17 protein-coding genes are annotated in these 24,801 nt (G+C 67.4%); all 17 read left to right on the plus strand.

Annotated features, from left to right (window positions below; all coding sequences use genetic code 11):
- Window positions 1-241 precede the first annotated feature (241 nt).
- The 17 genes from AC1DYI_RS06520 to AC1DYI_RS06600 all read left to right on the plus strand — a co-directional run bounded on the left by AC1DYI_RS06520 (window position 242) and on the right by AC1DYI_RS06600 (window position 24,765).
- The gene (locus tag AC1DYI_RS06520) at window positions 242-2,863 is read left to right on the plus strand and encodes a glycosyltransferase (RefSeq protein WP_477203267.1); all 2,622 of its coding nucleotides are present in this window, start codon (window positions 242-244) and stop codon (window positions 2,861-2,863) included.
- Window positions 2,860-7,026, plus strand: coding sequence for a glycosyltransferase family 2 protein (locus AC1DYI_RS06525; protein ID WP_477203268.1), 4,167 nt, complete (start codon window positions 2,860-2,862; stop codon window positions 7,024-7,026). The genes AC1DYI_RS06520 and AC1DYI_RS06525 overlap by 4 nt, the downstream gene beginning before the upstream one ends.
- Window positions 7,017-8,003, plus strand: a complete 987-nt coding sequence (locus AC1DYI_RS06530; RefSeq protein ID WP_477203269.1) for a glycosyltransferase family 2 protein — start codon at window positions 7,017-7,019, stop codon at window positions 8,001-8,003. Before AC1DYI_RS06525 ends, AC1DYI_RS06530 begins: the two co-directional genes overlap by 10 nt.
- A 17-nt stretch (window positions 8,004-8,020) precedes the next feature.
- Window positions 8,021-9,700 carry a sulfotransferase family 2 domain-containing protein gene (locus AC1DYI_RS06535; RefSeq protein WP_477203270.1) on the plus strand — a complete coding sequence of 560 codons (1,680 nt, stop codon included), beginning with the start codon at window positions 8,021-8,023 and terminating at the stop codon, window positions 9,698-9,700.
- A 21-nt stretch (window positions 9,701-9,721) separates the two neighbouring features.
- Window positions 9,722-10,858 carry a hypothetical protein gene (locus tag AC1DYI_RS06540; protein ID WP_477203271.1) on the plus strand — a complete coding sequence of 379 codons (1,137 nt, stop codon included), beginning with the start codon at window positions 9,722-9,724 and terminating at the stop codon, window positions 10,856-10,858.
- A 105-nt stretch (window positions 10,859-10,963) separates the two neighbouring features.
- Complete coding sequence (locus AC1DYI_RS06545) at window positions 10,964-11,728, plus strand: hypothetical protein (RefSeq protein ID WP_477203272.1); 765 nt, start codon at window positions 10,964-10,966, stop codon at window positions 11,726-11,728.
- A complete protein-coding gene (locus AC1DYI_RS06550) occupies window positions 11,716-13,395 on the plus strand; it encodes a beta-1,6-N-acetylglucosaminyltransferase (RefSeq protein WP_477203273.1) in 1,680 nt (559 codons plus the stop codon). The genes AC1DYI_RS06545 and AC1DYI_RS06550 overlap by 13 nt, the downstream gene beginning before the upstream one ends.
- A gap of 103 nt (window positions 13,396-13,498) precedes the next feature.
- A complete protein-coding gene (locus AC1DYI_RS06555; RefSeq protein WP_477203274.1) occupies window positions 13,499-14,395 on the plus strand; it encodes a sulfotransferase family protein in 897 nt (298 codons plus the stop codon).
- A 137-nt stretch (window positions 14,396-14,532) separates the two neighbouring features.
- On the plus strand, window positions 14,533-15,240 hold the full coding sequence (locus AC1DYI_RS06560; protein WP_477203275.1) for a DUF6478 family protein: 708 nt from the start codon (window positions 14,533-14,535) through the stop codon (window positions 15,238-15,240).
- An 89-nt stretch (window positions 15,241-15,329) separates the two neighbouring features.
- On the plus strand, window positions 15,330-16,295 hold the full coding sequence (locus AC1DYI_RS06565; RefSeq protein WP_477203276.1) for a hypothetical protein: 966 nt from the start codon (window positions 15,330-15,332) through the stop codon (window positions 16,293-16,295).
- A 21-nt stretch (window positions 16,296-16,316) separates the two neighbouring features.
- Window positions 16,317-17,618, plus strand: a complete 1,302-nt coding sequence (locus AC1DYI_RS06570) for a glycosyltransferase family protein (protein WP_477203277.1) — start codon at window positions 16,317-16,319, stop codon at window positions 17,616-17,618.
- Window positions 17,615-18,634, plus strand: a complete 1,020-nt coding sequence (locus AC1DYI_RS06575) for a hypothetical protein (RefSeq protein WP_477203278.1) — start codon at window positions 17,615-17,617, stop codon at window positions 18,632-18,634. Before AC1DYI_RS06570 ends, AC1DYI_RS06575 begins: the two co-directional genes overlap by 4 nt.
- Window positions 18,631-19,818, plus strand: coding sequence for a glycosyltransferase (locus AC1DYI_RS06580; protein WP_477203279.1), 1,188 nt, complete (start codon window positions 18,631-18,633; stop codon window positions 19,816-19,818). The genes AC1DYI_RS06575 and AC1DYI_RS06580 overlap by 4 nt, the downstream gene beginning before the upstream one ends.
- A 110-nt stretch (window positions 19,819-19,928) precedes the next feature.
- Complete coding sequence (locus tag AC1DYI_RS06585) at window positions 19,929-20,696, plus strand: hypothetical protein (protein ID WP_477203280.1); 768 nt, start codon at window positions 19,929-19,931, stop codon at window positions 20,694-20,696.
- Window positions 20,693-23,035, plus strand: coding sequence for a glycosyltransferase (locus AC1DYI_RS06590; RefSeq protein WP_477203281.1), 2,343 nt, complete (start codon window positions 20,693-20,695; stop codon window positions 23,033-23,035). The genes AC1DYI_RS06585 and AC1DYI_RS06590 overlap by 4 nt, the downstream gene beginning before the upstream one ends.
- Window positions 23,036-23,121: 86 nt before the next feature.
- Window positions 23,122-23,931 carry a hypothetical protein gene (locus AC1DYI_RS06595; RefSeq protein ID WP_477203282.1) on the plus strand — a complete coding sequence of 270 codons (810 nt, stop codon included), beginning with the start codon at window positions 23,122-23,124 and terminating at the stop codon, window positions 23,929-23,931.
- A gap of 96 nt (window positions 23,932-24,027) precedes the next feature.
- Window positions 24,028-24,765: a sulfotransferase domain-containing protein gene (locus AC1DYI_RS06600; protein ID WP_477203283.1), complete on the plus strand. Its 738-nt coding sequence runs from the start codon at window positions 24,028-24,030 to the stop codon at window positions 24,763-24,765.
- The last annotated feature ends 36 nt before the right edge of the window (window positions 24,766-24,801 follow it).

A 24,801-nucleotide genomic window follows, 5' to 3' on the forward strand; every position in this document is an offset into this window, starting at 1 on the left:
CTGCTGATGCGTCCTGACGGCAGCATCGCGCCCAGCGGCACCAAGCCTGGGCCTGGTGACGAGATCATCGTGTTCCCGAAGGTYGAGACCAAGTGGGTGGAAGTGGCCCGTGGCATCACGTCCATCCTCTACCAGCTGGCCATTTCGGCCAAGGTGCTGACCACCTTCTGACGGTAGACGCCCGGCACGGCTCCACGAGAGTCGGGTCGGGCGAGAGATGGGCGGCAATGGAGGCGGCTTTGTGATTGCGGTACCCAAGCGTGCCTTCGACGCCCAGGTGATGCTGCAGGGCATCCGCCTGGTGCGCGCGGTTGGCCGCTTGTGGGGCAACCGGCAGGCGTTGCTGTCGTTCGAGATCGAGCTGACGCGCCACCTGGGCCTGTTCGACCGCGAACACTACCTGGCCCAGATCGAGCCCAGTGAGCTGCGCGGCATGTCGCCGCTGCGCCATTACGTGCTGGTCGGTGATGGGGCCAACCTGTCGCCGACGCCGCTGTTCGATCTGCGTCACTACGACGCGCATTGCGGCCCGCGCCACGGCATCAACCGGTTGCTGCACTACGGCCTGGTGACGCGCTTCCAGGGCCTGTCGCCCACACCGTGGTTCGACGCCGAGTACTACCTGCAGAGCAACCCCGACGTGGCCCAGTCCGGGCTCGACGCGCTGGAACACTTCCAACGCTGGGGTTGGCGCGAAGGCCGCAGCCCGCTGCCAGGGGTGGACATGCGGCGCCTGCTCGGCTCGCAGCCCGGGTTGCGCGTGTCCAAGGGCAACCCGTTGTCGCTGTTCGCGACCGGCCACGTCGCGCATCACCTGAACGACAAGCAAGCGATGTCGCGGGTCATGCCGGCGGCGGCCGTCGATGCCGCCGAAGCCGACATGCTCGACCCGGCCCGTTGGGCGAGCCTGACGCCACGGCCGCGCACGGCGGAGCCGGTGGTCGACGTGATCATCCCGGTCTACGGCGGTGCGCAAGAAACCTTGCGATGCCTGTGGACGGTGCTGAGCGCCCCGGTGACCACGCCGCACGAGGTGATCGTCATCAACGACGCCGGCCCGGTGCCGGAGCTGAACGCGATGCTGCGCAGCCTGGCCGGGCGCGACCTGTTCACGCTTGAGCAGCACCGCATGAACCAGGGCTTCGTCAAGACGGTGAACCGTGGTTTGCGGCTGCACCGTGACCGCGACGTGGTCATCCTGAACAGCGACACCGAGGTCTACAACGACTGGCTGGACCGCCTGATGCGCCATGCGGCCGATCACCCGCGTCTGGCGACGGTGACGCCGTTGTCGAACAACGCGACGATCTGCAGCTACCCCGAGACTTTGAGCGACAACCGGTTGGGCTTGGAGATCGCGCCGGCTGAGGTCGACAGGCTGGCGGCCGAGGTGAACCCGGGCAAACACGTGAGCACGCCGACCGGTGTCGGCTTCTGCATGTACATGCGGCGCGAAGCGATCCGCGATGTGGGCCTGCTCGACGAGCGCCATTTCGGCCGTGGCTACGGCGAAGAGAATGACTTCTGCCAGCGGGCCATCCGGCGTGGCTGGAGCAATGCCCTGGCCTGCGACGTGTTCGTGCGCCATGTCGRCTCGGTCAGCTTCAAGGGCGAGGCCGCCGAGCRCACCGCCAAGGCCATCAGGACCTTGGCCAAGCTGCACCCGCACTACGAAGCCGACGTGGCGCGGCATATTTCCGAGGATCCCGCCTGGGTCTACCGAGCCCGGATGGACTTGGCCCGGTTGAAACGCCTGAAGGCTGCGCGCAACGTGCTGCTGGTCTGCCACAACCGCGGCGGCGGTACCGAGCGCCATCTGCTGGAGCAGTCCCAGCAGCTGTTGGCCCAGGGTGCGGCGGCCTTCGAGTTGCGGCCTTCGCATGAGGTCGGCTGCGTTGCGCTGCTGCACCCCGGCCTGTACGGCCTGCAGAACCTGGCCGCCTTGCCCTTGCACGTGGACGGCATGCTCGAAGAAGCGCTGCGCGAGCTGTCGATCAGCGAAATCCACCTGCACCACCTGATCGATTTCCCAGCCGCCACCGCGCAGCACCTGATGGGCGCTGCGCAGCGCCTGGGCCTGGCGATACGGTTGGCGGTGCACGACTATTACGCGGTCTGTCCGCGGGTCAATCTGGTCACGCCGGACGGGCGGCATTGCGGCGAGCCCAGCACCCAAGACTGCAACCGCTGCCTCACGCAGGACAAGTTGATCGAACAGACCGGCACGATCGAGACCTGGCGCGCGCAATCGCTGCAACTGCTGGCCGCGGCGCAGCAGGTGATCGTGCCGTCGGCCGATGTCGCCCGCCGCCTGGCCCAGATGGCGCCGCAGCTGCGCGTCAGCATCGAGCCACACGAAGACGACCCGCCGCCACGTGAACTGCCGCCGCTGCGCCTAGCGCCGGGCGAGTCGCTGCGCGTGCTGGTGATCGGCGCCATCAGCCGCATCAAGGGCTACGACGTCGTGCTCGGGCTGGCCCAATCGGTGCGCAACCGGGCGTTGCCGCTGAAGGTCTCGCTGCTCGGTTATTCGATGGACGATCCGCGCCTGGCCGACCAGGGCGTTGGGCTGCTGGGCCGCTACTTCGACAACGAGTTGCTGGAAAAAATCAGCGCCGCCGATCCGCACGTGGTGCTGATCCCATCGATCTGGCCGGAGACCTACTGCTACGTGCTGTCGGGGGCCCTGCGCAGCGGCCGCCGCATCGCGGTGTTCGACCTGGGTGCCCAGGCTGAACGCACACGTCTGAACGACCCGGCGCATTTGTTGCTGCCRCTGGCGCTGGCCGACCAACCCGACGAGCTGGCCGACCGCCTGCTGGCCGCCACCCAGCCGCCGCAGGCCTTGCGGGTGGCGGCGTGAGCCGCCATGCAGTAGACCGCGTCGAATTTCTCGCGGTCGAAGGCTGGGCGCTGGCGCCAGACGGGCAGCCGGCCGAGGTTGCGCTGCGGCACGAGGGGCAGCGCCTGCCGTCGCATGTGGAGCGTCTGCCGCGGCCCGATGTGCAAGCCCATTGCGGCGGCGCCGTGGCGTTGGACAGCGGCTTCGCGCTGCGTCTGGACGTGGCCGACTGGTGGCGGTGCTTTGGCGCGCAGCCTGCGCGCTGTGTGCTGCATGTTCAGGGCGAGGCCAGTGCAGAGCTCCTGGTAGCGCTGGACGAAGCCGAATTCGTTGCCTGGATCGACGCCGTGGCCGGCATGCCGGCCTCGCCGCAGCGAACCGCCGAGTGGGCACGGTTGCAGCCGCTGCTGGTGCCCACCGCGCTGGGCCACGGTGATCTGCCGCTGTGGGCCGAGACCCAGTGGCAGCAAGGCGGCGCGGCGCGGCCCGACAGCCTGCGGGCCTCGGCCGAGCGAATCGACGGGCTGCGGATCAGCGGCTGGGTCAGCGACACCGCGGCGCAGAACGACAGCTTTGTCGTGCACTGCCATCGGCAGTCATGGCCAGTGCGGGCGCGACGCGTTGCGCGCGACGATGTGCGCCAGGCATTGCCCGGGGCCGGCCCGCGCTGCGGTTTCGAGCTCGACTTGCCGAGCGAAATCTGGGCGGCGACGCCGCCTGGCGCCGATGCCTGGGTCCAGCTCAATGTCAACGGGCACAGGCTGTGGCCTCGCCCGCGTCGCCTCGCCCGCGCTGCCCTGCAGCCCATGATGCAGTCCGCGTTGCACTGGCTGGACAGCCGCGCCGGTGCCGAGCATCCGGCGATCGCCAGCGAGGCCTGGTTGCAGGCAGGCGATCATGGTTTTCTCCAGACTCAGGCGCTGGAGCATGCGCTAGTGGCCGGCTTGCCGGCGCAGTGGCCCGTCGAGGCGCAAGCCCGCCTGCGCCACCACGTGACGGGGGCCGATGCCGAGGCCCTCATGCCGTGGCTGGCAGGCGACGCGAGCCGCTTTGCCGCGTCGGCAACACCCAACGACGACGCGCGTGCGATTTGGCGCCTGCAGCAGGCCTTCAATGCAGCGCTTGGCGACGTCGCAGCGGCTGGCGAACACGGCGCCGCATTGCTTCAGCAGGCCTTGCAGCGGCTGCTGGCCGAGCATCCCGGGCAACCGGCTGAGCGCCTGCAGCCGTTCCTGTCCAGCCTGATCCCTACTTTTTGCAACGTGGGTGACCTGTCCGGGTTGCGGCCCTTGCTGGCCAACGAGCACCTCGACAGCCTGGAGCGCCACGATAGCCGCTGGGAGTTGTCCTTGTTGCTGCCGCTGCGCCTGCGCGATGAACTGCCGGCACGGCGGTTGACGGCGGCGGTGGCGTTGGCGCAGCGCATTGCCCGGCCCGGCGCGGGGGGCTGGCTGAACACCGTCACGGTGCTCGACGCCATCACCCAGGTGCACCAAGCGCTGCACGCGGGCTCGATGCTCGACGACGAGGAGTTGCACCGGTTCGTCGAGGCCATGCTGGCCTTGTGGCAGTCGCTGGCCGCTGACCCGCTGTGGTCTCGCCTGCACGATCACCACTTGCTGCGCGGCCAAGTGCAACTGTTGCGCTGCCGGCCCTGGCTCGACGACACGCTAGCGGAACAGGTCGTGCAGTCGGCGCTGCGGCACTATGCGCTGGCCCCCGCTTTCTGGCAGGTCGCGCGGCAGGATCTGCCGACGGCCGAATGGCCGGTTGCCTTGGCAGCGGCCTGCACGCGAGCCGAACCGGTGCTCGCCGCATTGAAGGCCGGGGTGGCAACAGACGAGACCGCCGCTACTCACGCGCTGTTGGCGTGGGCCTGTGCCGATGGCCAAGGCGAGGCGGCTTCGCTGCAGCGCCATGCACTGCAGGCCGCGGCCGCCCATGGGGACGCCGACGAGACCTGGCAGACCGGCTTGCCGCTGGCGGATCGGCTGCGCACCGGGCTGGAGGGTGATCGCGCCGAGGCGGCCTGGCGAGAGGTCAGCCCCACGCCCTGGCCATCGCAGGTCGCGATCCGCGCGGCGGCTTGGGCGGCGCGGCATGAACTCGGCCAAGCGGGCGCCACGAACGACCCCGACCGGCGCCAAGCGGCGCTGGCTCGGCTGCGCGCTGCAGCGGGAGAGAGGGCCGGCTTCATCGGATTGCCCCTGTTACTGCAGGTCGCGCACTCGGCCCCAACCGAACTGGCGGCCGAAGCGGGCCGAGTGCTCGCCGACTCATTGGAGTTCGCGCTCGCGGCTTGCACCTCGCGCCAAACCGAACATCCTTGGCCACCGGCCGCGCTGTGCGCCACTGGCGCGGGTCTGGCCCACTGGGCTGGGCAGGTCGGGGCGCCGGCCTGGGTGCAGCCCTTGCACCAGCGCTGGTCGATGGTCGCGGCGGCGGTGTGGGGCGCCGAGCGGGTGCAGGCGGCCACGGCGCTGCCGGATTCGGTCGAGTCACCTTCAAGCTCGCCAGGCACCAGCGTGCTGGTCGTGCTGCGTCGATCCGCTGAAGCGATGGCCGCGGCGTCGCCGTGGATCGATGCGCTGCAACGAGGTACGTGCCCGGGCATCAGCCTGTGTCTGTGGGACCCGGCAGGCGACGCCGTTATCGATGCGGGTGCCCACGTCGGTTTGCCACGGCTGGCGCAACCCAGCCTGATCGAGCTGCTGCGCTATTTGCTGACCCACAGTGACCACGGCCAGTTCTACGTGATCGACGCGGACACCACACCGACGCTCGGCACCTGGCTGGCCAACACCGGCGTGTTGAACGCCCATTACCACGGTGCGGCCGATGCCACCGTCAACCGGCAGGTGCAGGCCGAGCCGAACCGTCTGCGGCTGGACCTCTCGCTGGCCGATCTGCCCACGGCCCGGGTGGCCAGCGGCCTGGGCCTGTCGCGCCAGGCGTTGGTCTGGGCGTTGGACCGGCTGGACGACGATGGCGCGCCGGCCTGGCTGACGCAGGCCTTGGACGAAGAACGGCTGCTCGCCAAGCTGCTGGCCGCAGCCGGCGTATCGCTCGACCAACGTGGCCAATGGCTCTTTTGCGCCCGGCCGGTCGTCGGCTTCCTCGAGCTACCGCCGCCCGGCCCCGGTTCGCCCAGTGTGTTGACCCTCGGCGTCGTGAGCGATCCGCTGGCGTCCTGCCTGAACAGCGCGACGCCGCACGGACCTCCGCGCATCTGGCCGACCGACCGCGCGCCYAGCCTCGTCGGTGCCCGCGGTTCGCAGCAGCTCGTACGCCTGCGCGACCCCTGGGCCGGCGCGCCACCCGCCACCGAAGAGGTTGGGGTGTTCGCCGTCGCCCGCAATGAGCGGGTGCTGATGCCGCACTTCCTGGCCCACTACCGCGCGCTGGGCGTTCGGCGCTTCACGATCGCCGACAACCTGTCCGACGATGGCACCCGCGAGTACCTGCTGGGCCAGCCGGACGTGATGCTGTATTCGGTCGACACCCCATACAAGCTGTCGCACTACGGCGTGGCCTGGCAGCAGGCGATGCTGGCCGCGCATGCCCAGGGCCGTTGGTCGCTGGTGGTCGACATCGACGAATTCCTGGTCTGGCCGGGTTGCGAGACCGAAACGCTGGCGGTGCGTTGCGCCCGTCTGGACGCCGGTGGCCACGACGCCGCGTTGGCGCTGATGGTCGACATGTACCCCGAGGGCCCGCTCGACGCGGCCGACTTCGAGCGGGGCGCGCCATTCGCCGAAGCGCCGTGCTTCGACGCCGTGCCGGCCTTGCGCTGGCGCCTCGGCTCGGGCAGCTACTCGAACAGCCCCAGCTACGTCAGCAGTGCCCGCCATCGCATGCTGCCCGGCTCGCCGCCGAACCACTACACCGCGCAGAAAGTGCCGCTGCTTCGCTACCACCCGTTCGTGCGCTGGTCCGAAGGCCTGCACTACGCAGCCGGCGTGCAACGCGCGCCCGAGCCGCTGTTCCTTGCCCATTTCAAGTACCACCGCGGCTTTCGCGCCAAGGTGGAAGAAGAGGTGGCTCGCAAGCAGCACTACAACGATGCCGAGGAATACCGCAAATACCGCGCCCTCTGGGACGAGGCCCGCGGCATGATGTTCGACCCGGCCGTGTCGCGCCGCTACGTCGACTCTCAATCCTTCGCCGATATCCCATGGAACTGAGCCTGGACGACTTCGCCACCCGACAGCGCATCGCCCGCCATGGTGCCGAGTTGCAGCCGCGCCGGGTCGACGCCCAAGCCATTGCCAAGGCCTGGTGCATCGTCGTCGTGTGCGTGCGCAACGAGCGCCCGCGCCTGACCCGTTTTCTTGGCCATTACCGCCACCTGGGCGTGGCGCACTTTCTGTTCGTCGACAACGCGTCGACCGACGACACCGAGGCCTACCTGCTGGAGCAGCCAGACTGTTCGGTCTGGCGTGCCGAGGGCAGCTACAAGGCGTCGAACTTCGGCATGGACTGGTGCAACCACCTGCTGGCCGGCCATGGCGTGGGCAAGTGGTGCGTCACCGTCGATCCGGACGAATTCCTGCTCTTTCCGTACTGCGAGCAGCGTGGGCTGAGGAGCTTGACGCGCTACATGGACGGACTGGAGCAGCCCGCCCTGTTCGCGCCGCTGATCGACGTCTACGGCGCCGGCCGCCTGAGCGAAGCGCAGCTGACTGCCGACACCGACCCCTTTCAGCTCTGCCCCTACTTCGACCGCTTCAACCTGACCCAGCGCTGGGACGAGGGCAGCGGCAGCTTCTGGGTCCAGGGCGGCGTGCGGATGCGGCGCTTCTTTGCCGAAGACCCGATGAAGGCTCCGGCGCTGAACAAGGTGCCGCTGATCAAGTGGCAGCCGGGGCTGCGTTATGTCTCGTCGATGCACCACACGAACCGGCGCGAGATCAACTGCACGGTGCGCGGCAACCGCCAGGCGGTGTCGGGTGTGTTGTTCCACTTCAAGTACGTCAACCTGTTGACGCAGAAGGCCGCCGAGGAAATGAAACGCGGCGAGCACTACGACGGCAGCGCCGAATACAAGGCCTACCTCGACGCCGGCGACCCGGTGCTGTTCGATCCCGAGGTCTCGGTGCGCTTTGAAGGCACACGGCAATTGCAGGAGCTGGGCTTCATGCAGGCCGGCGCCTGGTTCTGACGCGTCAGGCGGCGGCCATGGCCTTGTCCGAAGGGGCGATCGAGGACTTCATCGCGCGCTGCGGGCAGCGCGGCGCGGCGATGTTGCGCCTGCAGGGCTACCAGGTCGATTTCCTGCCGGGTGGACCGGCGTTGGTGGTCAGCTTCGAGCCGGCCACGATGGGCAAGGCCGAGCCTGACCTGAACCGGCCGGTCTGGGGCCAGGCCTTTTTGCAAAAGCGCGGCCACTCGGTGCTGGGCGTCAAGCGCGTGGCGACCGCCTGGTACCGCAGCGCCGAGCTGCACCAGCTGTTTCGCGCGCTGCAGGCGCAAGGCTTCTTCGGTCGCTTCGAGCGGGTCATGTTCTACGGGCCGTCGATGGGCGGCTATGCGGCGCTCAGCCTGGCTGCCGCCGCACCCGGCTGCACGGTGCTGGCACTCAACCCCCAGTCGACGCTGGCGCCGGACCGGGTCTGGTTCGACCAGCGCTTCGCCGGCCGCCGTGGGCCGGATTGGCGCGGCGACTTTGTCGACGGTGTCGATGGTGCCGCCACCGCGCAGCGCGTCTACGTCTGCTACGACCCGTACCAGGTGAAGGATCGCCTGCATGCCGAACGCCTACCGACCCACAACCGCGTCAACCTGCGGCTGCCGTTTGTCGGCCACACGACCGCGCAGGCCTTGAACGGCCTCGGCCTGTTGGGAGCGGTGTTTGACCAGGCGCTGGCCGGCACACTCGACGAAGCCGGTTTTCGCCGCCTGGCCAGGGAGCGTGTGCGGTGGGCCGACTACCACGTTCGCCTGGCGGAGCGTGGCGTGTGGCAGCCTCGCCGGCTGCGCCACCTGGCACAAGCCTTGACGCTCGATCCGCACCATGCGCGCGCGGCGCTGCTGCAGCAAAGCTGGCGTGGCGACGAACCCACCCCCGTGGTGTCCCACGCCAGTGACCTGCCGGACACGCCGCGCCAATTGCGTCCGGTCTCGCGCTGGCCGATGGGCATCGTCACCGCACCCAGGGTGCCGTTGGTCTACCTGAACCTGCCCAAGTGCGCCAGCACCACGGTCCAGAACCACCTGCTGTACCTGGCCCAGGGGGCGTACCCCGAGCAGCCGCAAGACGTCCACCAGCACCCGGGCCTGCGGCGCAGCCGCGAGAACAAGGACGAAACGCACGCGCTGATCACGCAGCAGTTGGACGAAGGGGCGTTCGTGTTCACCTTCGTGCGCGACCCAGGCCGCCGTGCCTACGCCTGCTTCAACGAGAAGATCGCGCAAACCGGCCGCCACAGCTTCGCCGCGATCCGCCAGACCCTGGAGCGGAACTGGGGGCTGCGCCTGGCGGGCCCGGACGAGCCGCCCTCCCTGGAGCAACAGCGCGACAACTTCGCCGCGTTCCTGCGTTTCGTCGAAGCCAACCTGGCCGGTGACACCGACGTCCGGCGTGACCCGCACTGGTGCCCACAGGGGCCGATGCTGGTGCAGTACCGCAAGCACCTGAAGATCGACCAGGTCGGCAAGGTCGAGAACTTCGCTGCCGACATGGCGCTGATCCTGCACAAGGCCGGTGTGTGGCGCGTGCCGGATGTCAATGCCCGCCCGTGGCGGCACCCGCCAGCACCGTTTTCGTTCGAGGACGTGCTGACCCCTGCACTGCAAGCCCAACTGGACCGCCTGTACGAGGCCGACTACGTGCACCTCGGCTACCGCAGCGCTGCCTGAAAAACGAATCTCAAGGACCCTATGTACTACCTGATCGGAGGCAGCGGCGCGCCCAACTACGGTGACGAACTGATCTTGCTGCAATGGCTGCGTTTTCTGCATGAAGAAGTCTTGCCGCGCCGGGGCGGGGGACAGGTCGTGGTCGACAACAACAGCGTGGCAGGCTCAACCACGCTATTTGGAAGCCGCTACCCCGGTGTCGAGTTCGTCTCCCGCCTCAAGCGGGTTCATCACGACCGCAGCAAGGGCGGCTTCATGAAGAACCTGGCCTATGGGCTGGGCTTCTTCAGTCAAAACCACTGGCGCCGGCACCCCGAGCTGTCCGAGGCGATTGCACAGTTGCGTTCGGCACGTCTGTTGCACTTATACGGCGGCGGCTACATCAACACCTTGCTCGCGCCCCAGTCTGCGTTTCTCATCGGCATGTTGGCCGACGCGGCTCGCAGTTTCCAGCTGCCCGCGATCGCCACCGGCATCGGCATCACGCCGCTGCAGTTTGCCGAGGGCGAAGACATGGTGCCGCTGAAGCAAGCCATAGAGGCCTTCACACTGTTTGAGCTGCGAGATGTGGCCGGCCACAGCCGAATGAGGCAGCTCACCGGGGAGGCGCCGGCGCTGTTGTGCGGCCAGGACGACGCTTTCCTCTACCCCGTATCACCCCAGGCGGGTTCGGCCGGGCTGCGGCGCCTGCACCTGTCGGGCTACCGGTCGGGCAACCTGTTCGAGCGGGCTGATGTCCGCGCCTGGTTGCAGCACCACGCGCCGGCTTTCGGCGAGACGGTGTATTGGGAATGCGCACCGAAGCTGGAGCAGGAGATCGTCGAAGGACTGCGTCAGCACTTGCCGGAGCTGCGGGTCGCGGGTGTCGAAGAGTTGCTGTTCCGCGGGCCGCCAGCGAACCCAGGCGACCACATGCTGGCGATGCGCTATCACCCCCACATGGTGGCGGCCCGCTTGGGAGTCAGCGGCCAGTACCTGGCCCAATCGGTGTACTACGAGCACAAGCATGGTGCGGTGGTGCACTGGGGCTCGCGGTTCAAGCGCCTGCAAGGCGAGTGCGGGCCACCCGAGACGCTCGACCAGCCGCTGGCCTGGCGCGATGGCGGGTGGGTGGCCCTCAAGCAGGCGTTGGCGCGCCGGCTGTATGGGCTGGCGTGAAGGCTGCTACACCGAACGTTGAGGCGCCGCTCGCGCCCCACCCCATGCCCTGCGGTACAGTTCCCGCGCCCTGCGCGGAGCCCTGGGTACTTTCAAGGATTCGTGTTGAAGATCTCCATCAAGCCGCCCCAGAACAAGAAACCCGTCTTCAGCCGCCCGGCCTTTTTGCTGGTCGGCATGATGCGCAGCGGCTCCAACTTCCTGGAGCGCCAGCTGAACCTGCTGCCGGACCTGCGCTGCCACGGCGAGTTGTTCAACCCCGCGTTCATCGGCTTCTCGCACCAGACGGGCGTCAAGATCCCCGGCTACACCCGCGACGACCCGGCGCCGCGCAATGCCGATGAAGAGGCGTTCCTCGCTCAGGTCGACCAGGTTTGCGACCGCCCATTCATCGGCCTGCGGCTGTTCCTGGACCACAGCAACACGATGACCGCGCGCCTGCTGTACGACCCGAACGTCAAGAAGGTCGTGCTGTCGCGCAACCTGCTGGAAGCCTACATCTCGCTCGAAACCGCCCGCGAAACCGGCGTCTGGCTGACGACCGAGGCGGCCAAGGCGCCGCCGAAGCCGGTCAAGGTCGACATCAACAAGCTGGTGACCTTCTCACTGCGCCAGAGCCTGTACTACAACGATGTGCAAACGGTGCTGCACCAGACCGGCCAGAGCTACCTGCAGATCGACTACAACGACATCAAGAGCCTGGGCAAGCTCAACGAGATCGCGCGTTTTGTCGGCTCGGCTCACCAGTTCAAGACAGTCAGCGAGCCGATCCAGAAGCAAAACCCCGGCTCGCTCGAAGAGCGCATTGCCGATTTTCCGAAGCTGGTCGACGAGCTCAAGCGCCGGCAGCTGGCGCGATGGTTCCGCTGACACCACCCAGCCCTGAAGCGGCCGCCGGGCCGCGCCTGGCGCTGCTGATGCTGTGCCATGAGTCGCCGGCGGTGGTGGCGCGCCGACTGTCGGCGCCGTTCTTCCGCCACCTCGAGGTGGCGACCTACATCCACTACGACGGGGCGCGCAGTGCGGCGCAGCGCGCCGAACTGCAGCGGCAGCTGCCGGCCGACGGGCGCTATCGTTTCGTGGACGATCCGCTCGAATGCCGCTGGGGCGACCACACGCTGGTCGAGGCCACGCGGCGCTTGATGGCGGCCGCCCTGGCGGATACCGAATTCGGCGCTGAGCACCTGGTGCTGCTGAGTGCTTCATGCGTGCCGTACCGGCCGGTGGTCAGCTTGCAGGCGTTTCTGCGCCAACGGCCCGGCATTGAGTTCATCCAGGCCCAGGACCCGCGCCAAGGGCGCTGGATCCAGGACGGATTGGAAAGCGAACGTTTCGAGTATTACTTTCCGTTCAATTACCGGACCCATCGCCGCTGGTTCGAATGGGCCACCGATCGGCAGCGTGAATTCCGCATTCGGCGCAAGGTGCCTGAGGGGGTGACGGTCCATTTCGGCTCGCAGTGGTTTTGCCTCACTCGGGCCACGGCGACAGCGGTGGCGACAGAGCTGCAGCGGCCTGACATCCGCCGCTGGCTGCGCTGGAGCTGGATCCCCGACGAGTTCGCGATCCAGACGCTGGTGGCCAAGATCTGCCCGCGCGCGCGCATCGCCGGCTTCAACCTGACGTACTACGAGTTCGGCCCACGCGGCCAGCCGCTGGTGCTCGAAAACGGCCATCTGGATCACCTGTTGGCGCAGCCGTTTTTCTTTGCCCGCAAGCTCGCGCCCGAAGCACTGGCGCTGGCCGAAACGCTCGACGCGCGCACCGCACTGGCCGAGTCCGACCTGAGCTATTTCGACCGGGTCGGCACGCCCACAGCCCACCATGCGCGCCAAGTGGCTGAAGTCACTTCCGGCACAGGGCTGCGAGCCCACATCGGCACGGTGGACAACCCGGGCCGCGGGCCCTTGGGCACCAACAAACGCCGCTACTACGTGCTGCGTGCCAGCTCGCGGGCCTGGCTGATGGCCTTGCTGCGTCAAGCCCGTGGCGACGGCCGGCTGCCGATCTTCGATGCACCCTTCGATCGCGAGGCCGCCCGCATCGCGGGGACCGGTGGACATCGCGGGTTTGCGTCGCATGACCTCTACCGCCGTGACCATGACCCGGCCGCCTACTTGTTGGAGCTGATCCAGACCGATCCGGTGCAACCGGCGGCGTTCGGACTCGACCTGCGTCGGCCCGGTTGGGCACGCGATGTGATCCGCGCCGACAGCCGTGCCACGGTGATCGATGTCGACCCGCCGTTGTCCCGCGAGCAGCGTGCCGCGACGGCGCTGGCGGAGCTTGATCAGGCCACCGATGCCGGCGTCATCCTGCCGGTGCTCGAAGCCATGCGCGACGGCGGTCTGTTGCCTGACGAGCGCTTTCTTTCGGCCGCTGATATCCCCCGTGCCTGCCAAACGGTCGCATTGCGCGATCTGGGTCCGGAGCTCGGTGACGCCACTTTGCTGGCGCTGCGCACCGCTTATCATGCGCTCGACCCGGCGCCTCACCATGTCGCGACGGGCGCTGCCTGGCGGCAGTTCTGGAAATAACGCGGCTGATAGACCCAGCCCGTGCCTTTGACGACCAAGCCTTCTTCTCATGAACAAACCGGCCGCCCCCTCCCCCAAAGCCAAGCCTGCCGCCGCTGCGCCCATGGCCAACAAGAAAGCCGGGGGCGCAGCGCCGGCGTCGGCCGAGGCGCCCGAATCGCCGCCGCCGTTCTTCGTCCTGGGCTGTGTGCGTTCGGGCACCACGATGCTGCGCGACGCACTGCGCATGCATCCGAACCTGGCTTGCCCGGAAGAGACGCATTTCTTCCGCTGGGGTGAACCCTATGGCACCGAGGCGATGTCGCGCTCGTTGTCCAACAACGCGGTGCTGAAGAAGCACCGCGAGATCGACGGCATCACCGAGCCCGAATTCGCCGAACTGCTGCGCCAGTGTGGCTCCCGCGCCGAGCTGTACACCCGCTACATGGCGCTGTACCTGCAGCGCAAGAAGCCCGGCGCCACGCGCTGGTTCGACAAGACCCCGCAGAACGTCTACGGCGCGTTGCTGGCGGCCAGCAGCATGCAGCGCTCGAAGTTCGTGCACATCGTGCGCGACCCGGTCAACGTGGTGGCCAGCTTGCGCATCGGCCGCATCGTCAAGGTCGAGAACCTGACCGGTGCCTGCAACTACTGGACCGAAGCGGTTCAGATCGTCAGCGGCCTGAAGCGGGCCTACCCGGCGCGGGTGTTCGAGCTGCGCTACGAAGACTTCGTGGCCGAGCCCGAGTCGCAGCTGAAGCTGCTGCTGGACTTCATCGGCGAACCTTTCGACGCCAAATGGTTTGCCCAGCTGAACACCCGCCAGATCGATCACAAGGACGAAGGCGTGTTGTCCGAGGCCGAGCAGGCGGTGGTCCGCCGCGCTTGTGCGCAAGGCCGTCGACGCTACGGCTACGAAGCCTCGGAGGGCGGTAGTGCCAAGCCGGAAGGCAATCTCAACGCGACTTCAAACAAAATTCAAGGGGCCAAGAAGGCGGCCAAAGCCGCCAAAGCCGCCTGAACGTCGAGCTAATATGCCCACAGGGACGGTCGAGCGCTGGCTTGCCGGACGCCTGACACCGGCCGGGCCCAACACTTGCAGCTGATTCTTCCATGTCACATCCTGTTGATACGCGGCGCCATGAACAGGTGCATCGCTTGACCCTCGAGCTTCAGGCCCTGCGTGGCCGCCTGAACGACACCATCGATCAGCTGTGCGAGCTGGTGGCCGGCCATGAACTCGGCAGCGAGCCGGTCGGCCTGTCGCCGCTGGCCGGGCACGACCAAGGCAGCGCCGAGCGCAGCCTGGCGCCGGCCTGGCTGCGCCTGCCCAGCAGCCAAGCTTCGGCGAGCAACCCGCCGTCAGGTTACCGGCTGGGCAACGAAACCGCCGTCTACAGCGACTACCGCAACGGCTTCCTGCAGGTGATTCAGGTCAGCCAGCCGCGCGGGGCCGACGAGCACTACGCGTTGGTCGTTAACCACGCCGATTTCGACGGCAGCTTCCTGTCGTTCGTGATCGACGCACGCGCGCTGCTGGCTGACATGCCAGCGGGCCCGGCGCGTCTGTCGTTGGCGGTCGAGGTGCGTGGCACCCCGATGCCGGGCATGAACGCCAAGTGCGCCTGGAAGGTCGGCGAGCACTGGAGCGAGCGGACACTGCGATTGCAGCCTGGCCAGTTGGCGGCCGACAGCCTGAGCGTCGACATGCTGGATCCGTCCCAGATCAACGCGCTCGATTTCCATCTGTTCTTCAACCCGGTGGGTCGCGGCAGCTTCGAGATCCGCCGCCTGACGGCTGCGCTGGTGGTGACGCCTGCCAGCGAAGCGCCGGTGACCTCCAGCGTTTTCGAAACCGCGCCCTGATCGCCCTTCGGCGGCGGCGGCTTGGGCCTTGTGCGCCCAGGCCTTCGCCGTGACGGTCCAGGCTGCTGCCCTTCATTGCAGGCCCTACCATGACTTCCTCTGACGCCAACGACCCCGCCGCCATCGGCGCCGTGCCGCTCGCCCAGGCYCGCATCGACTGGGGCCATGGCCGCATCATCGGTTTTTCCGTGCCCGCCGACGACGCGCTGGCGTTCGACGTGGTTCAGCTCTGGCTCGACGGCCGCTGTGTCGCCTCGGCCGTGGCCAACCTGTCGGTGTTTGATTTCGCGCGCGACCTGGCCGGCCTGAACCTGCCCTCGCGTGAGCACTCGGCCTTCGAGCTGCGCATCCCGCAAGCCGCGCTGCTGCCCGGCCAGATCGGTGACGGCATGGTCGCGCTGGAAGTGCGCACCACCCGCGGCGCGCCAGTGCTGGCAACCTCGATCCAGGGCCTGCACGAGTTGCTGCGCCTGACCGACGGCGCCCCGGTCGACCTGTTATATCAAGTGCGCTTCCACGGCCTGGCCGCGGGTGCTTTGCAGGGTTGCGTGGTCAACCTGCACGGCGTCAGCCAGCGCCCCGCGCTGCTGGCCCGGTTGAACGACCATGGCGCCGAACCGCTGGCGTTCTACGAGTCGGCTGCCGACGGCAGCGTGCACCACTTCTCGATCCCGGTCCGCATCGACCGCCTGGTCAACGGCGTCAACCAGATCAGCGTGGTTGGCCCGGACAACCAGCCGCTGGGCAGCTACCCGATCCAGATCGGTGTCGCGACGCTGGGCGAGAGCGAACGCAAGTTGGCGGCATTGGAGGCGGAGGTGGCCTTCCTGAAGCGTCTGGTGCTGACGCAGAACCCCGAGGCCCTGCCGGCCCGGCTGGCGCTGCTGAAGAGCGAGATCGTCAACATCTGCTCCGAGATGCTGACGCTGCAGCGCACCAACTTCGAACGCGAATGGTTGRCGCGCCCGGTCGCGCCGGCGCCTGCCGCGTCCGCGCCGGCCGGCGTGTCGACCGCCCCAGTGCGGCCGATCGCGCCGCATGCGGCGCAGGCCTGACGAGGCCGGAGACACCGCGCCGTGCTGAGTAACGCTGACCCCGGGGTCCGGCCCGCGCCTGCCATGGCGGCAGGTGGGCGCCGACGCCTCTATGTTTTTTCGCCGTTGCCGCCGCAGCGCAACGGCCTGGCCGACTACATCGTTGAATACCTGCCGATGCTGGCGCAGGACTTCGACCTGAGCCTGGTGGCCGAGGTTGGCCGCAGCGGCGCTGCCGCGGCCCAGTTTCCGGGCTCGCCCTTCGAGGTGCTGGACGAGGCTGCCTTCCTGGCTCGCCAGCCCGAGCGTGGGGCCCAGGTGCTCTACAACGTTGGCAACAACGGCGATTGCGCCTACATGCTCGATCACCTGCACCGCTTCCCGGGCGTGGTGGTGGTGCACGACGTGTCGCTGTTCTACATGCACCAGGTGGCGCTGCAGATGGAGCGCTCGAACGGCATGTTCAACCACTGGGTGCGCGACACCGGCTACGACGTACCGGCCGATTTCGTCGCCCGTGACGGCTCGCTCGGCCGCACGCCCGGCCTGCTGTACCAGGAATGCCTGATGGTGCGGCGCATTGCCGAATCGGCGCGTGGCCTGATGCTGCACAGCCGCTATGCCGAGTCGCGCTTTCGCGGCGGCGCCTTCGACATCCCGCTCGGAGCCGAGAACGGCCGCCCGCTGGCGCGCATCCCGCACTTCGTGCTGCCGCCGGCGCCGCCGGCCTGGGACGCCTACCAGGTGCTGCAGCGCTTCGGCATCGACACCAACGACATCCTGCTGCTGGTGCCGGGCTTCCTGACCGGCAACAAGATGCTGTACGAGGTGCTGGTGGCCTTTTCGCGCGCCTGCGCCAGCCACCCGCGCCTGAAGCTGCTGTTCGCGGGCGAGGAGCGGGCCGACGAGTACGCGGTGTCCGAGCGCATCCGCCAGCTCTGGCCCGATGGTGATGGCCCGAAGGTGACCGGCTACCTCGATGCCCGTGAACTGGACATCCTGCTCGGCCGCGCCGACCTGTCGTTCGTGCTGCGTTACCCGACCTACGGCGAAACGTCCGGCATCCTGCCGCGCGCGGTGATGGGCGGTGGCCGCGTGGTCACGGTCGACATCGGCTCGTACCCCGAATTCGAATCGCCCTTGATCGACCACGTGTCGATCGGCGCCGGGCTGGTCGACCAGTTGCATGCCAGCATCGAGTCGCTGTGCGCTTCGATGCCCAAGGCGTCGGACCGCGCCGCGCGCCGTCAGGTCGAAGCGCAGCGCGCCGAATCGCTGAGCCCGCGAGCCCTGTACCCGCGCATCCGTGCTTTGCTCGACGCAGCCTGGGAGGTCGCGCCATGAATGCGCCTGACGCCGCGTTCACGGCCACCAAAGCGGCGCTCATCGTCGACGTCTGGGTCGACCTGTTTGCCGCCAGCCTGGCCCGCAGTGGGGCGCTCGGCAACGGCCTGCCAGTGGTGTTGACCGACACGCTGCGCGTGCTGCCGCTGCTCGAGTCGCAAGGCCCGATCGGTTGGATCCACACCTCGCCGCGCCATTACCAGGACCATGTGCTGATCGCCCATGGCCAGCCTGCACCACGCCTGCGTGTCGATGCCGCGAAGCAGCCGGCCGATGCCAGCCAGATGCTGCGCCGGGCATCGCTGTGCCTGGTCGCTGTGCCGGCCGAGCGCGACTCTGCCGCTGCCATGGCTGCACTGGCCGCCAAGGCGCTTCAGGCGCGCGCGTCGCTGCTGTTGTTCGGCATGCCGCAAGCGGGGGGCTGGGGCGCGTTCGATGGCCTGGTTCGCCAGGGCGCTTTGCAGCCCGTCGAGGCCGGCGGCGCCCGCGTGTTGGCCAGTGCAGGTCTGGCCGGTGCGCTGGGCGACGCTGGGCTGCATGATGCCGAGCGGGGGGTTGCACTCGCGGCCCAACTGACCCGCGCCCGCCAAGCCGACATCCATGTCGAGCGGCTGGATCAGTCCCACCTGCGACTGCGTTTGCGCATCGATCCGGTGCTGCTGGCCGCGGCCGGCAGCCCGACGCTGGCGCATCACATTGCCCACGAAGGGCGAGCGCTGTTCAACAGCCGCGGGCTCGGGGCCATGCTGCTGCCCTGGGGCGCGCCGTGCCAGGCGCGGCTGCTGCTGCGCAACGTGCGCGCCCGCATCGATGGCAGCCAGATCGCGCTCGGCGGYCAGTCCTTGTCGCCGCTGGCGGTCGACTACACCGAACACGGCGCCTTCCTGAAACTGGCCCTGCCGGCGGTCGCCCCGGGGCGTGACGCGCTGCTGCACTTGTCGCTGCCCCGCGATGCCGTGCCGAACGATGGCTTCTGCGACATCGGCGCGGCTGAATTCACCGTCGAAACGGCATGATGGACCTGTCCAGCAGCACCACGCCTTCCACCTTTGCGCCCAGCGGCCTGGCCGCGCCGCGGTGCCTGGTGGTCACCTTCAACCGGCTGGTGCCGGCCGACCAGGGCAACTCGCGCCGCATCATGCAGCTGGTGCGCCTGTACAAGAACCAGGGCTACGAGGTTGACCTGCTGTACCACAACGAGGAAGGTTTCGACCCCGCGTTGTCGCACGCACTGGCGGGCGAGTTCGGGCGTGTCAACGTGGTGCGCTCGCGCGCACCCAAGCACATCCAGCCCGGCCATGTGTGCCGCATCGTCGATTGGTACGACCGAGGCCTGGACGCGGCTGCGCGCGACATGCACCGGCTGCGCGGCTACAACGTGGTCCACGTCAACTACGTCTGGTATTCGCCGTTGCTCGAGCAGTTCGGCTCCGACGTCGTCAAGGTGCTGGACACCCACGACGTCTTCGGCGAGCGCCGTGCCAAGTACACCGCCGCCGGCATGAAGCCGCAGTGGTTCAGCACCAGCTATGCCGACGAAGACGTCGCGCTGCGGCGCGCCGACGCGGCGTTGGCGATCCAGAAGGAAGAGGCGGCCGAACTGGCGGCCCGGGGCCACCGCAACATCCTGTACCTGCCGTATGTCGAGCCCGCCTTGCGCCCATTCGCAGCGCGCGGTGGCGACCGCCCGCTGACCTTCGGCTACCTTGGCAGCGGCAACGACTGGAACATCCTCAGCATGGCCGAGTTCCTGTCCAAGATGCAGGCGCGCGGTGTGCCGTTCGCGCACCCGATCGTGGTGGCCGGCGGCGTCTGCCGCCATGTGCGCGACGGCACCGGCGTCATCAAGCTGGGCTTCGTGCAGGAGCTGCACACCTTCTACGACGCGATCGACATCGCGTTGAATCCGATGGTGGGTGGCACCGGGCTGAAGATCAAGACGGTCGAGCCGCTTTGTTATGGCAAGCCGGTGCTGACCACGCTGCCGGGAGCCCAGGGTCTGACACATTTGTGGCAGATGCCGATGTTCGACGACAACGCGGCGTTGGTCGACTACCTGTTCGATCGGTTCGGTCGGGCGAGTGGCTCGTCCGCCCTGGAAGAATTGACCGCTTTGGCCGCCACCACCCGCCAGGCACTGGACGCCGAATACGACGGCCAAGTTGATCGCCTGGCCCGTTGGCTGGCGTCACGTATTTGACTTGGTATCCCTGTGTTTCAGGCTTGATCCTAGGGGGGATCAAGCCATATGCCGGCTGGTAAATTCCGCCGCCTGAAATAGTCTTACATCCTTTTTTGGCAGGCCTGATCATGAGCGAACAAGACAAGGCGGTCCGGTTGAAGACTCTGACGCGCGAAATCCGCGACGAGCTCGGCGAACACAACGTGCTCGATGCCTTGGCCCGCGAGCTGGCAGCTGGCCGGCTGGCCCTGGCAGAGTTGACCGCTGAGCTGTCGGCGCTGCGCCAGGAAATGGACGTCATCAAACTGGTCCAGAAAAGCCGCGACATCCTGTTGCCGCAGGCCCGCACCCAGTACGCCGGTCGGCGCAAGGCGGTCATCGAGGCCGGCATGCCGATGCCGTCCGAGCGCAGTTTCTACGGCCTTGAACGCGACGGCGTCGGCAACCCCTTCCGCTGGACCGGCCCGAGCGCGGCGTTCCACTTCGACTTCCACCTGGATCGTTCGGTGCCGCTGCGTTTTGTGCTGCAGATGCCGCTGTGGGGTGCCGAGCATGCGCAAGGGCTGCACGCCATCAGCGACGACATCACACTGCCGCTGCTGAAGCGCCCGGGCCACCGGGTGCTCGACTTCGAAGGGGTGCTGCTGCCGCGTGAATCGCTGGGCGTGACCCGGTTGACCTTCGTCGCCGAGCACCTGAGCACCGTGCCGTCGARCGAGGACGAGACCGCGACACGGCAGCTGGGCGTGCCGTTCCTGCGCCTGATCGTCAGCGAGATCAGCGAAGCTGAGTTCGCCGAGTGGCTGAAGTCGGTCGAGCCCGGGCCGGCTGATGCAATCGCGAACAAGGTCAACAAGCCTGCCGCAGCAGTCGGCTCTGTCAGCGCCGCCCCATGAACCGCCGAGCCGAGGCCTTGTCCACCCGGGCCGCTGGCGCGACCGGCGGGTCTTTGGGTCTGCCGGGTGCGGATCCGCACGCCGCTCTGCATGCCGAGCTGATGGCCCGGCTGGCCGAGCCCGAGGTCAGCTTGCTGGGTGCCGACATCCTGGTGCTGTCGCCGACGCCCACGGCGCCGACCGACCAGGGCAACCGCAAGCGCATCTATGCCGTCTGCCGCGAGCTGCAGCGCCGCGGTGCACGAATCCATTTCGTCTTCTATCCGCAGGAGTGGTGGTTCGACTACCTGCCGGACGACCTGGTGCGTGAGATGGCCGACCAGTGGGACAGCTTCCACCTGCTGCCCGCGACCCGCCACACCTACACCAAGCCCGAGGGCGCGGACTACAAGATCGACGAGTGGTGGGACGACTCGATCCGCGACTACCTGCAGTGGCTGTTCAAGCGCAACCGCTTCGACGCGTTCATCGTCAACTACGCCTACATGAGCAAGGCGTTCGAGTACGCGCCGGCGAACACGCTCAAGATCCTCGACACCCACGACAAGTTCACCGGCCGTCGCCAGCTGCTGGACGACAACGGCATCGCGCCCGAGTTCTTCTACACGACCGATGACCAGGAGGCGATCGCGATGAACCGCGCGCAGCTGGTCTGGGCAATCAAGGACGAGGAAGCCGACTTCTACCGCAGCATCAGCAGCACGCCGTGCATCACGATGCCGCACATCGAGCCCGAGCACCGCGTGCCGCGTGTGCGCCGGCCCGAGGACGCGAACCGGCTCGTGATCGGCATGCTCGGTTCGGGCAACGCCATCAACGTCAACAATGCGCGTGCCTTCGTCAAGGTGGCTTTACCGATCCTGGCGCGGCGCGAGGCGCCGGTGGTGATCCGTTTCGTCGGCGCGATGTGCAGCCGCCTGCCCGATCTTGAAGGCATGCCGGGCGTGGAGCTGGTGGGCCCGGTCGATTCGACCGATGAGTTCTACCGCGATGTCGATCTGGTCATCGTGCCGCTGGCGTTCTCCACCGGCTTGAAGATCAAGGCTGTCGAGGCCTTCGCCACCGGCATGCCGCTGGTCGCGATGGGCCATGCGCTGGAAGGCATCCCGACCCGCCACCCCTGGCACAAGTGCGAGACGATGGAAGAGGTCGCCGAGGTCTGCTGCGACATCGCCTTCGATCGTCAGCTGCTGATGGGCCTGACCGAAACGACGACCCGCACCTACGCGCTGGTGCGGGCGCAGGCCAAGATTGCGTTCGACGACACGCTGCGCCGGTTGACCAACTACCCGACGGTGGTGATGACGGTCGACCGCAGCTTCTTCGAGCTCGATTCGCCGTACCGCGAGCACATCTTCCAGACAGTCAACCTGATGCGCCATCTGGCCCAGGTGGTGCTGTACTTCGACCAGCCGTTGCCGACCAACCAGAGCGCCTTGTTCGAAGCCTTCCATGGCATGTCGACGCATTGCAAGCTGGCCATCGCCCCAGGGCTGGAGCCGGCCAATGGCCGCTCGCTGGGCCTGCCGAGTGCTCAGGCCAGCCTGCAGGACGTGCTGGCGGCCTACGGTCGTGCGACGCTCTGGGTGACGCGGGTTTGCGCTGAAATGCTGACGCTGGGCAAGCAGCCGGCGCGGCTGCCGCTGTTTGTCCGCCTCGATGTGGTGCGCATGTTCCAGCCGACGATGCTCGGCACGGGGATGGCGCACCTGACCGCCCAGTTCCATGAGGTGACCCTGATCGACAGCCACCCGCTGTCCGCCCCGGTGCCCGCCGCCGAGCAATCCCGTTTCGTGACCGTGCCGTTCTGGCGCTGGCGGCCCTGGTTGCTGAACAACGAGGGCGGCCCACAGCGAGTGCTGTTGCTGGCGCGGGCCGATCAGGTCGAGTTGGCTGATGTGCTGGCCGACGCGCTGGATCAATTCCACCCCGATTGGGCACCGGCCCAGGTGGTGGTCGGCGAACCCGATGCCAGCCTGCCACCACCCACTGCAGCGCCGAGTCGTGAACGCAAGCAGTTGGTCGCCATGCTCGGCCGCTTCCGCCTGATGCGGCCGTTGCCTCTGGCCGTGCTCGACCTCAGCGGCGACGCGCCGGAGTTCGAGATGTTCCGCGAGACTTTCCGACGTGCCCAGGTTCCGGTGATCCAGCCCGAGCAAGGCGACGGCAACCCGGCGCAGATCAGCCTGTGGCAACTGACCGACCTGGTGATGACGCTCGGCCAGAATCTTGCTCATCTGAGTACCCAGGCCCAGCGTGAAGAAAAAGCGCGCTATGGCAGCGATGCTGGCTGGAACCACATCTGGAAGTCGATTTCGGTCAAGAACGTGCTCTGGTAGCAGGCGCGTAAACTTCAAGCCCGACGTCCAGTGCCGTCATATCCCTTGTCCCCCTTTTTCCCAGTCGCCACCAGGAGCGCCCCCGCATGAAGCAAAAAGACCGTCCGGCCCATGAAGTGATCCGCGAAGAGGACCTGGGCCGCATCGTGTTTTTCATGGGCGGCGTGCGCTCTGGCACCACGGTGTTCCGCCGCATGCTGGCCTCGCACCCGCGTGTGCGCGATCGCGGTGAGATCTTCAACTCGAACAACCCGCAAGGCTTCTTCAAGTACCTTCGCGAGCAGATCGCCATCGATCCCGACATGGTGTTCCCGGAGCACCAGAACAAGATCTTCTTGTCCTATGTCGCGTCTTTGGTGCCCAAGGACAAGGACGGCATCGCGCTGCTGGACATCAAGTACGAGCACCTGAACCTGGTGCACGATGCCTGGCAGCTGCCGTTCACGAACCCGCCGATGCTGCGCCTGATCAAGCGCAGCCAGCTGAAGGTGGTTCACCTGCGCCGCCAGCACTTCTATTCGGTGCTGTCCAACCTGGTGGCGGTGCAGACCGGCCGTTACCACAAGCCGGCAGACGATTCGTCCAAGTTGCCCGAGAAGCGGCCCGTGGCCGTTGAGCGCGCCTTGGTGCTGTCGTCGATGAAGAAGCGCAAGCGCGCCGCCGACACCGTCGACAGCTCCTTCGAAGATGGCCAACGCCTGTCGTTGGACTACGAAGGCGTGTTCGACGATGCCGGCGACTTCCAGCCTGCCGTGTGTGAGCGCCTGGCCGCCTTTTTGGGCGTCGATGACCAGTTCGAGCGCCAGCCGGCGCTGAAGAAGGTGATCGACGAGCCGCTTTCTGCAGTGATCACCAATTACGAGGAGATCCGCGACCTGGAGTCTGCGGCGCTCTGAGTGCCAGGCGCCGGTGGCTGCGTTTTGCCCGCCCACTGGTCGCCGCCCCCTTCCATTCGCTTTGTCTGAGGCGCGCGCGGCGCGCCCTGTTGTCCGATGAAATCACCGCTGATCGTCGTCTGCACCCATCACAAGACCGGTTCGGTCTGGATGGCCAATATCTTCCGTGCGCTCAAGCGCCATGAGAAGCTGCACCTGCACGCCAAGGCGCAGGCCGAGCTGCCGCCCAACACCGACATCTTTCTGCAAGACCACAGCAAGGTCGACCTGAAGGCTCTGCAAACGCGGTTCGCGGGCCGTGGCGTGCGTGCCATTCATGTCATCCGCGACCCGCGCGACGTGATCATCTCCGGCTGCTTCTACCATGTGAAGACGGTGGAGAAGTGGGCCAACAATCCGAAGAAGGAATACGGCGGGAAGTCCTACCGTCAGGCCATCAGTGCACTGGGCAGCGACCATGAAAAGTTGCTGTTCGAGATGGACCATGCCGGCGGCAAGACCATCCGCGAAATGGTGGGCTGGGACTACAGCCAGAAGGACATCTGCTTCGAAGCCCGCTACGAAGAGCTGATCGTCGACCGCGATCTGAAGCTGTTCAAGCCGATGATGGAATTCCTCGGCTACGAGGGCGAGCGGCTGGAGACGGCGCTGAAGTTCGTGCGCGAGCTGTCGCTGTTCGGCGGTGCCGCGGGCAGCGATCCGGCCGACCACATCCGCTCCGGTGAGGGGCGTCAGTGGGTCAACGTGTTCACGCCTGAGTTGAAAGCTGCGTTCAACCAGCGTTTCCCCGACGCGCTGAAGCGCCTGGGTTACGAGGCTGGCGCCGAGTGGTGAGATTGTTCGGCGGTGGCCTCGGCCGCTGACCACCTG

It is taken from the genome of Ideonella sp. P3_A4 (assembly GCF_056403075.1).

Excerpts from the sequence above, each read along its gene's own strand:
- AC1DYI_RS06540 (WP_477203271.1), top strand. The coding sequence starts at position 9,722 with ATGTACTACCTGATCGGAGGCAGCGGCGCGCCCAACTACGGTGACGAA.
- AC1DYI_RS06600 (WP_477203283.1), top strand. The coding sequence starts at position 24,028 with ATGAAATCACCGCTGATCGTCGTCTGCACCCATCACAAGACCGGTTCG.
- AC1DYI_RS06590 (WP_477203281.1), top strand. The coding sequence starts at position 20,693 with ATGAACCGCCGAGCCGAGGCCTTGTCCACCCGGGCCGCTGGCGCGACC.
- AC1DYI_RS06580 (WP_477203279.1), top strand. The coding sequence starts at position 18,631 with ATGATGGACCTGTCCAGCAGCACCACGCCTTCCACCTTTGCGCCCAGC.
- AC1DYI_RS06595 (WP_477203282.1), top strand. The coding sequence starts at position 23,122 with ATGAAGCAAAAAGACCGTCCGGCCCATGAAGTGATCCGCGAAGAGGAC.
- AC1DYI_RS06550 (WP_477203273.1), top strand. The coding sequence starts at position 11,716 with ATGGTTCCGCTGACACCACCCAGCCCTGAAGCGGCCGCCGGGCCGCGC.
- AC1DYI_RS06555 (WP_477203274.1), top strand. The coding sequence starts at position 13,499 with ATGGCCAACAAGAAAGCCGGGGGCGCAGCGCCGGCGTCGGCCGAGGCG.
- AC1DYI_RS06535 (WP_477203270.1), top strand. The coding sequence starts at position 8,021 with ATGGCCTTGTCCGAAGGGGCGATCGAGGACTTCATCGCGCGCTGCGGG.
- AC1DYI_RS06530 (WP_477203269.1), top strand. The coding sequence starts at position 7,017 with ATGGAACTGAGCCTGGACGACTTCGCCACCCGACAGCGCATCGCCCGC.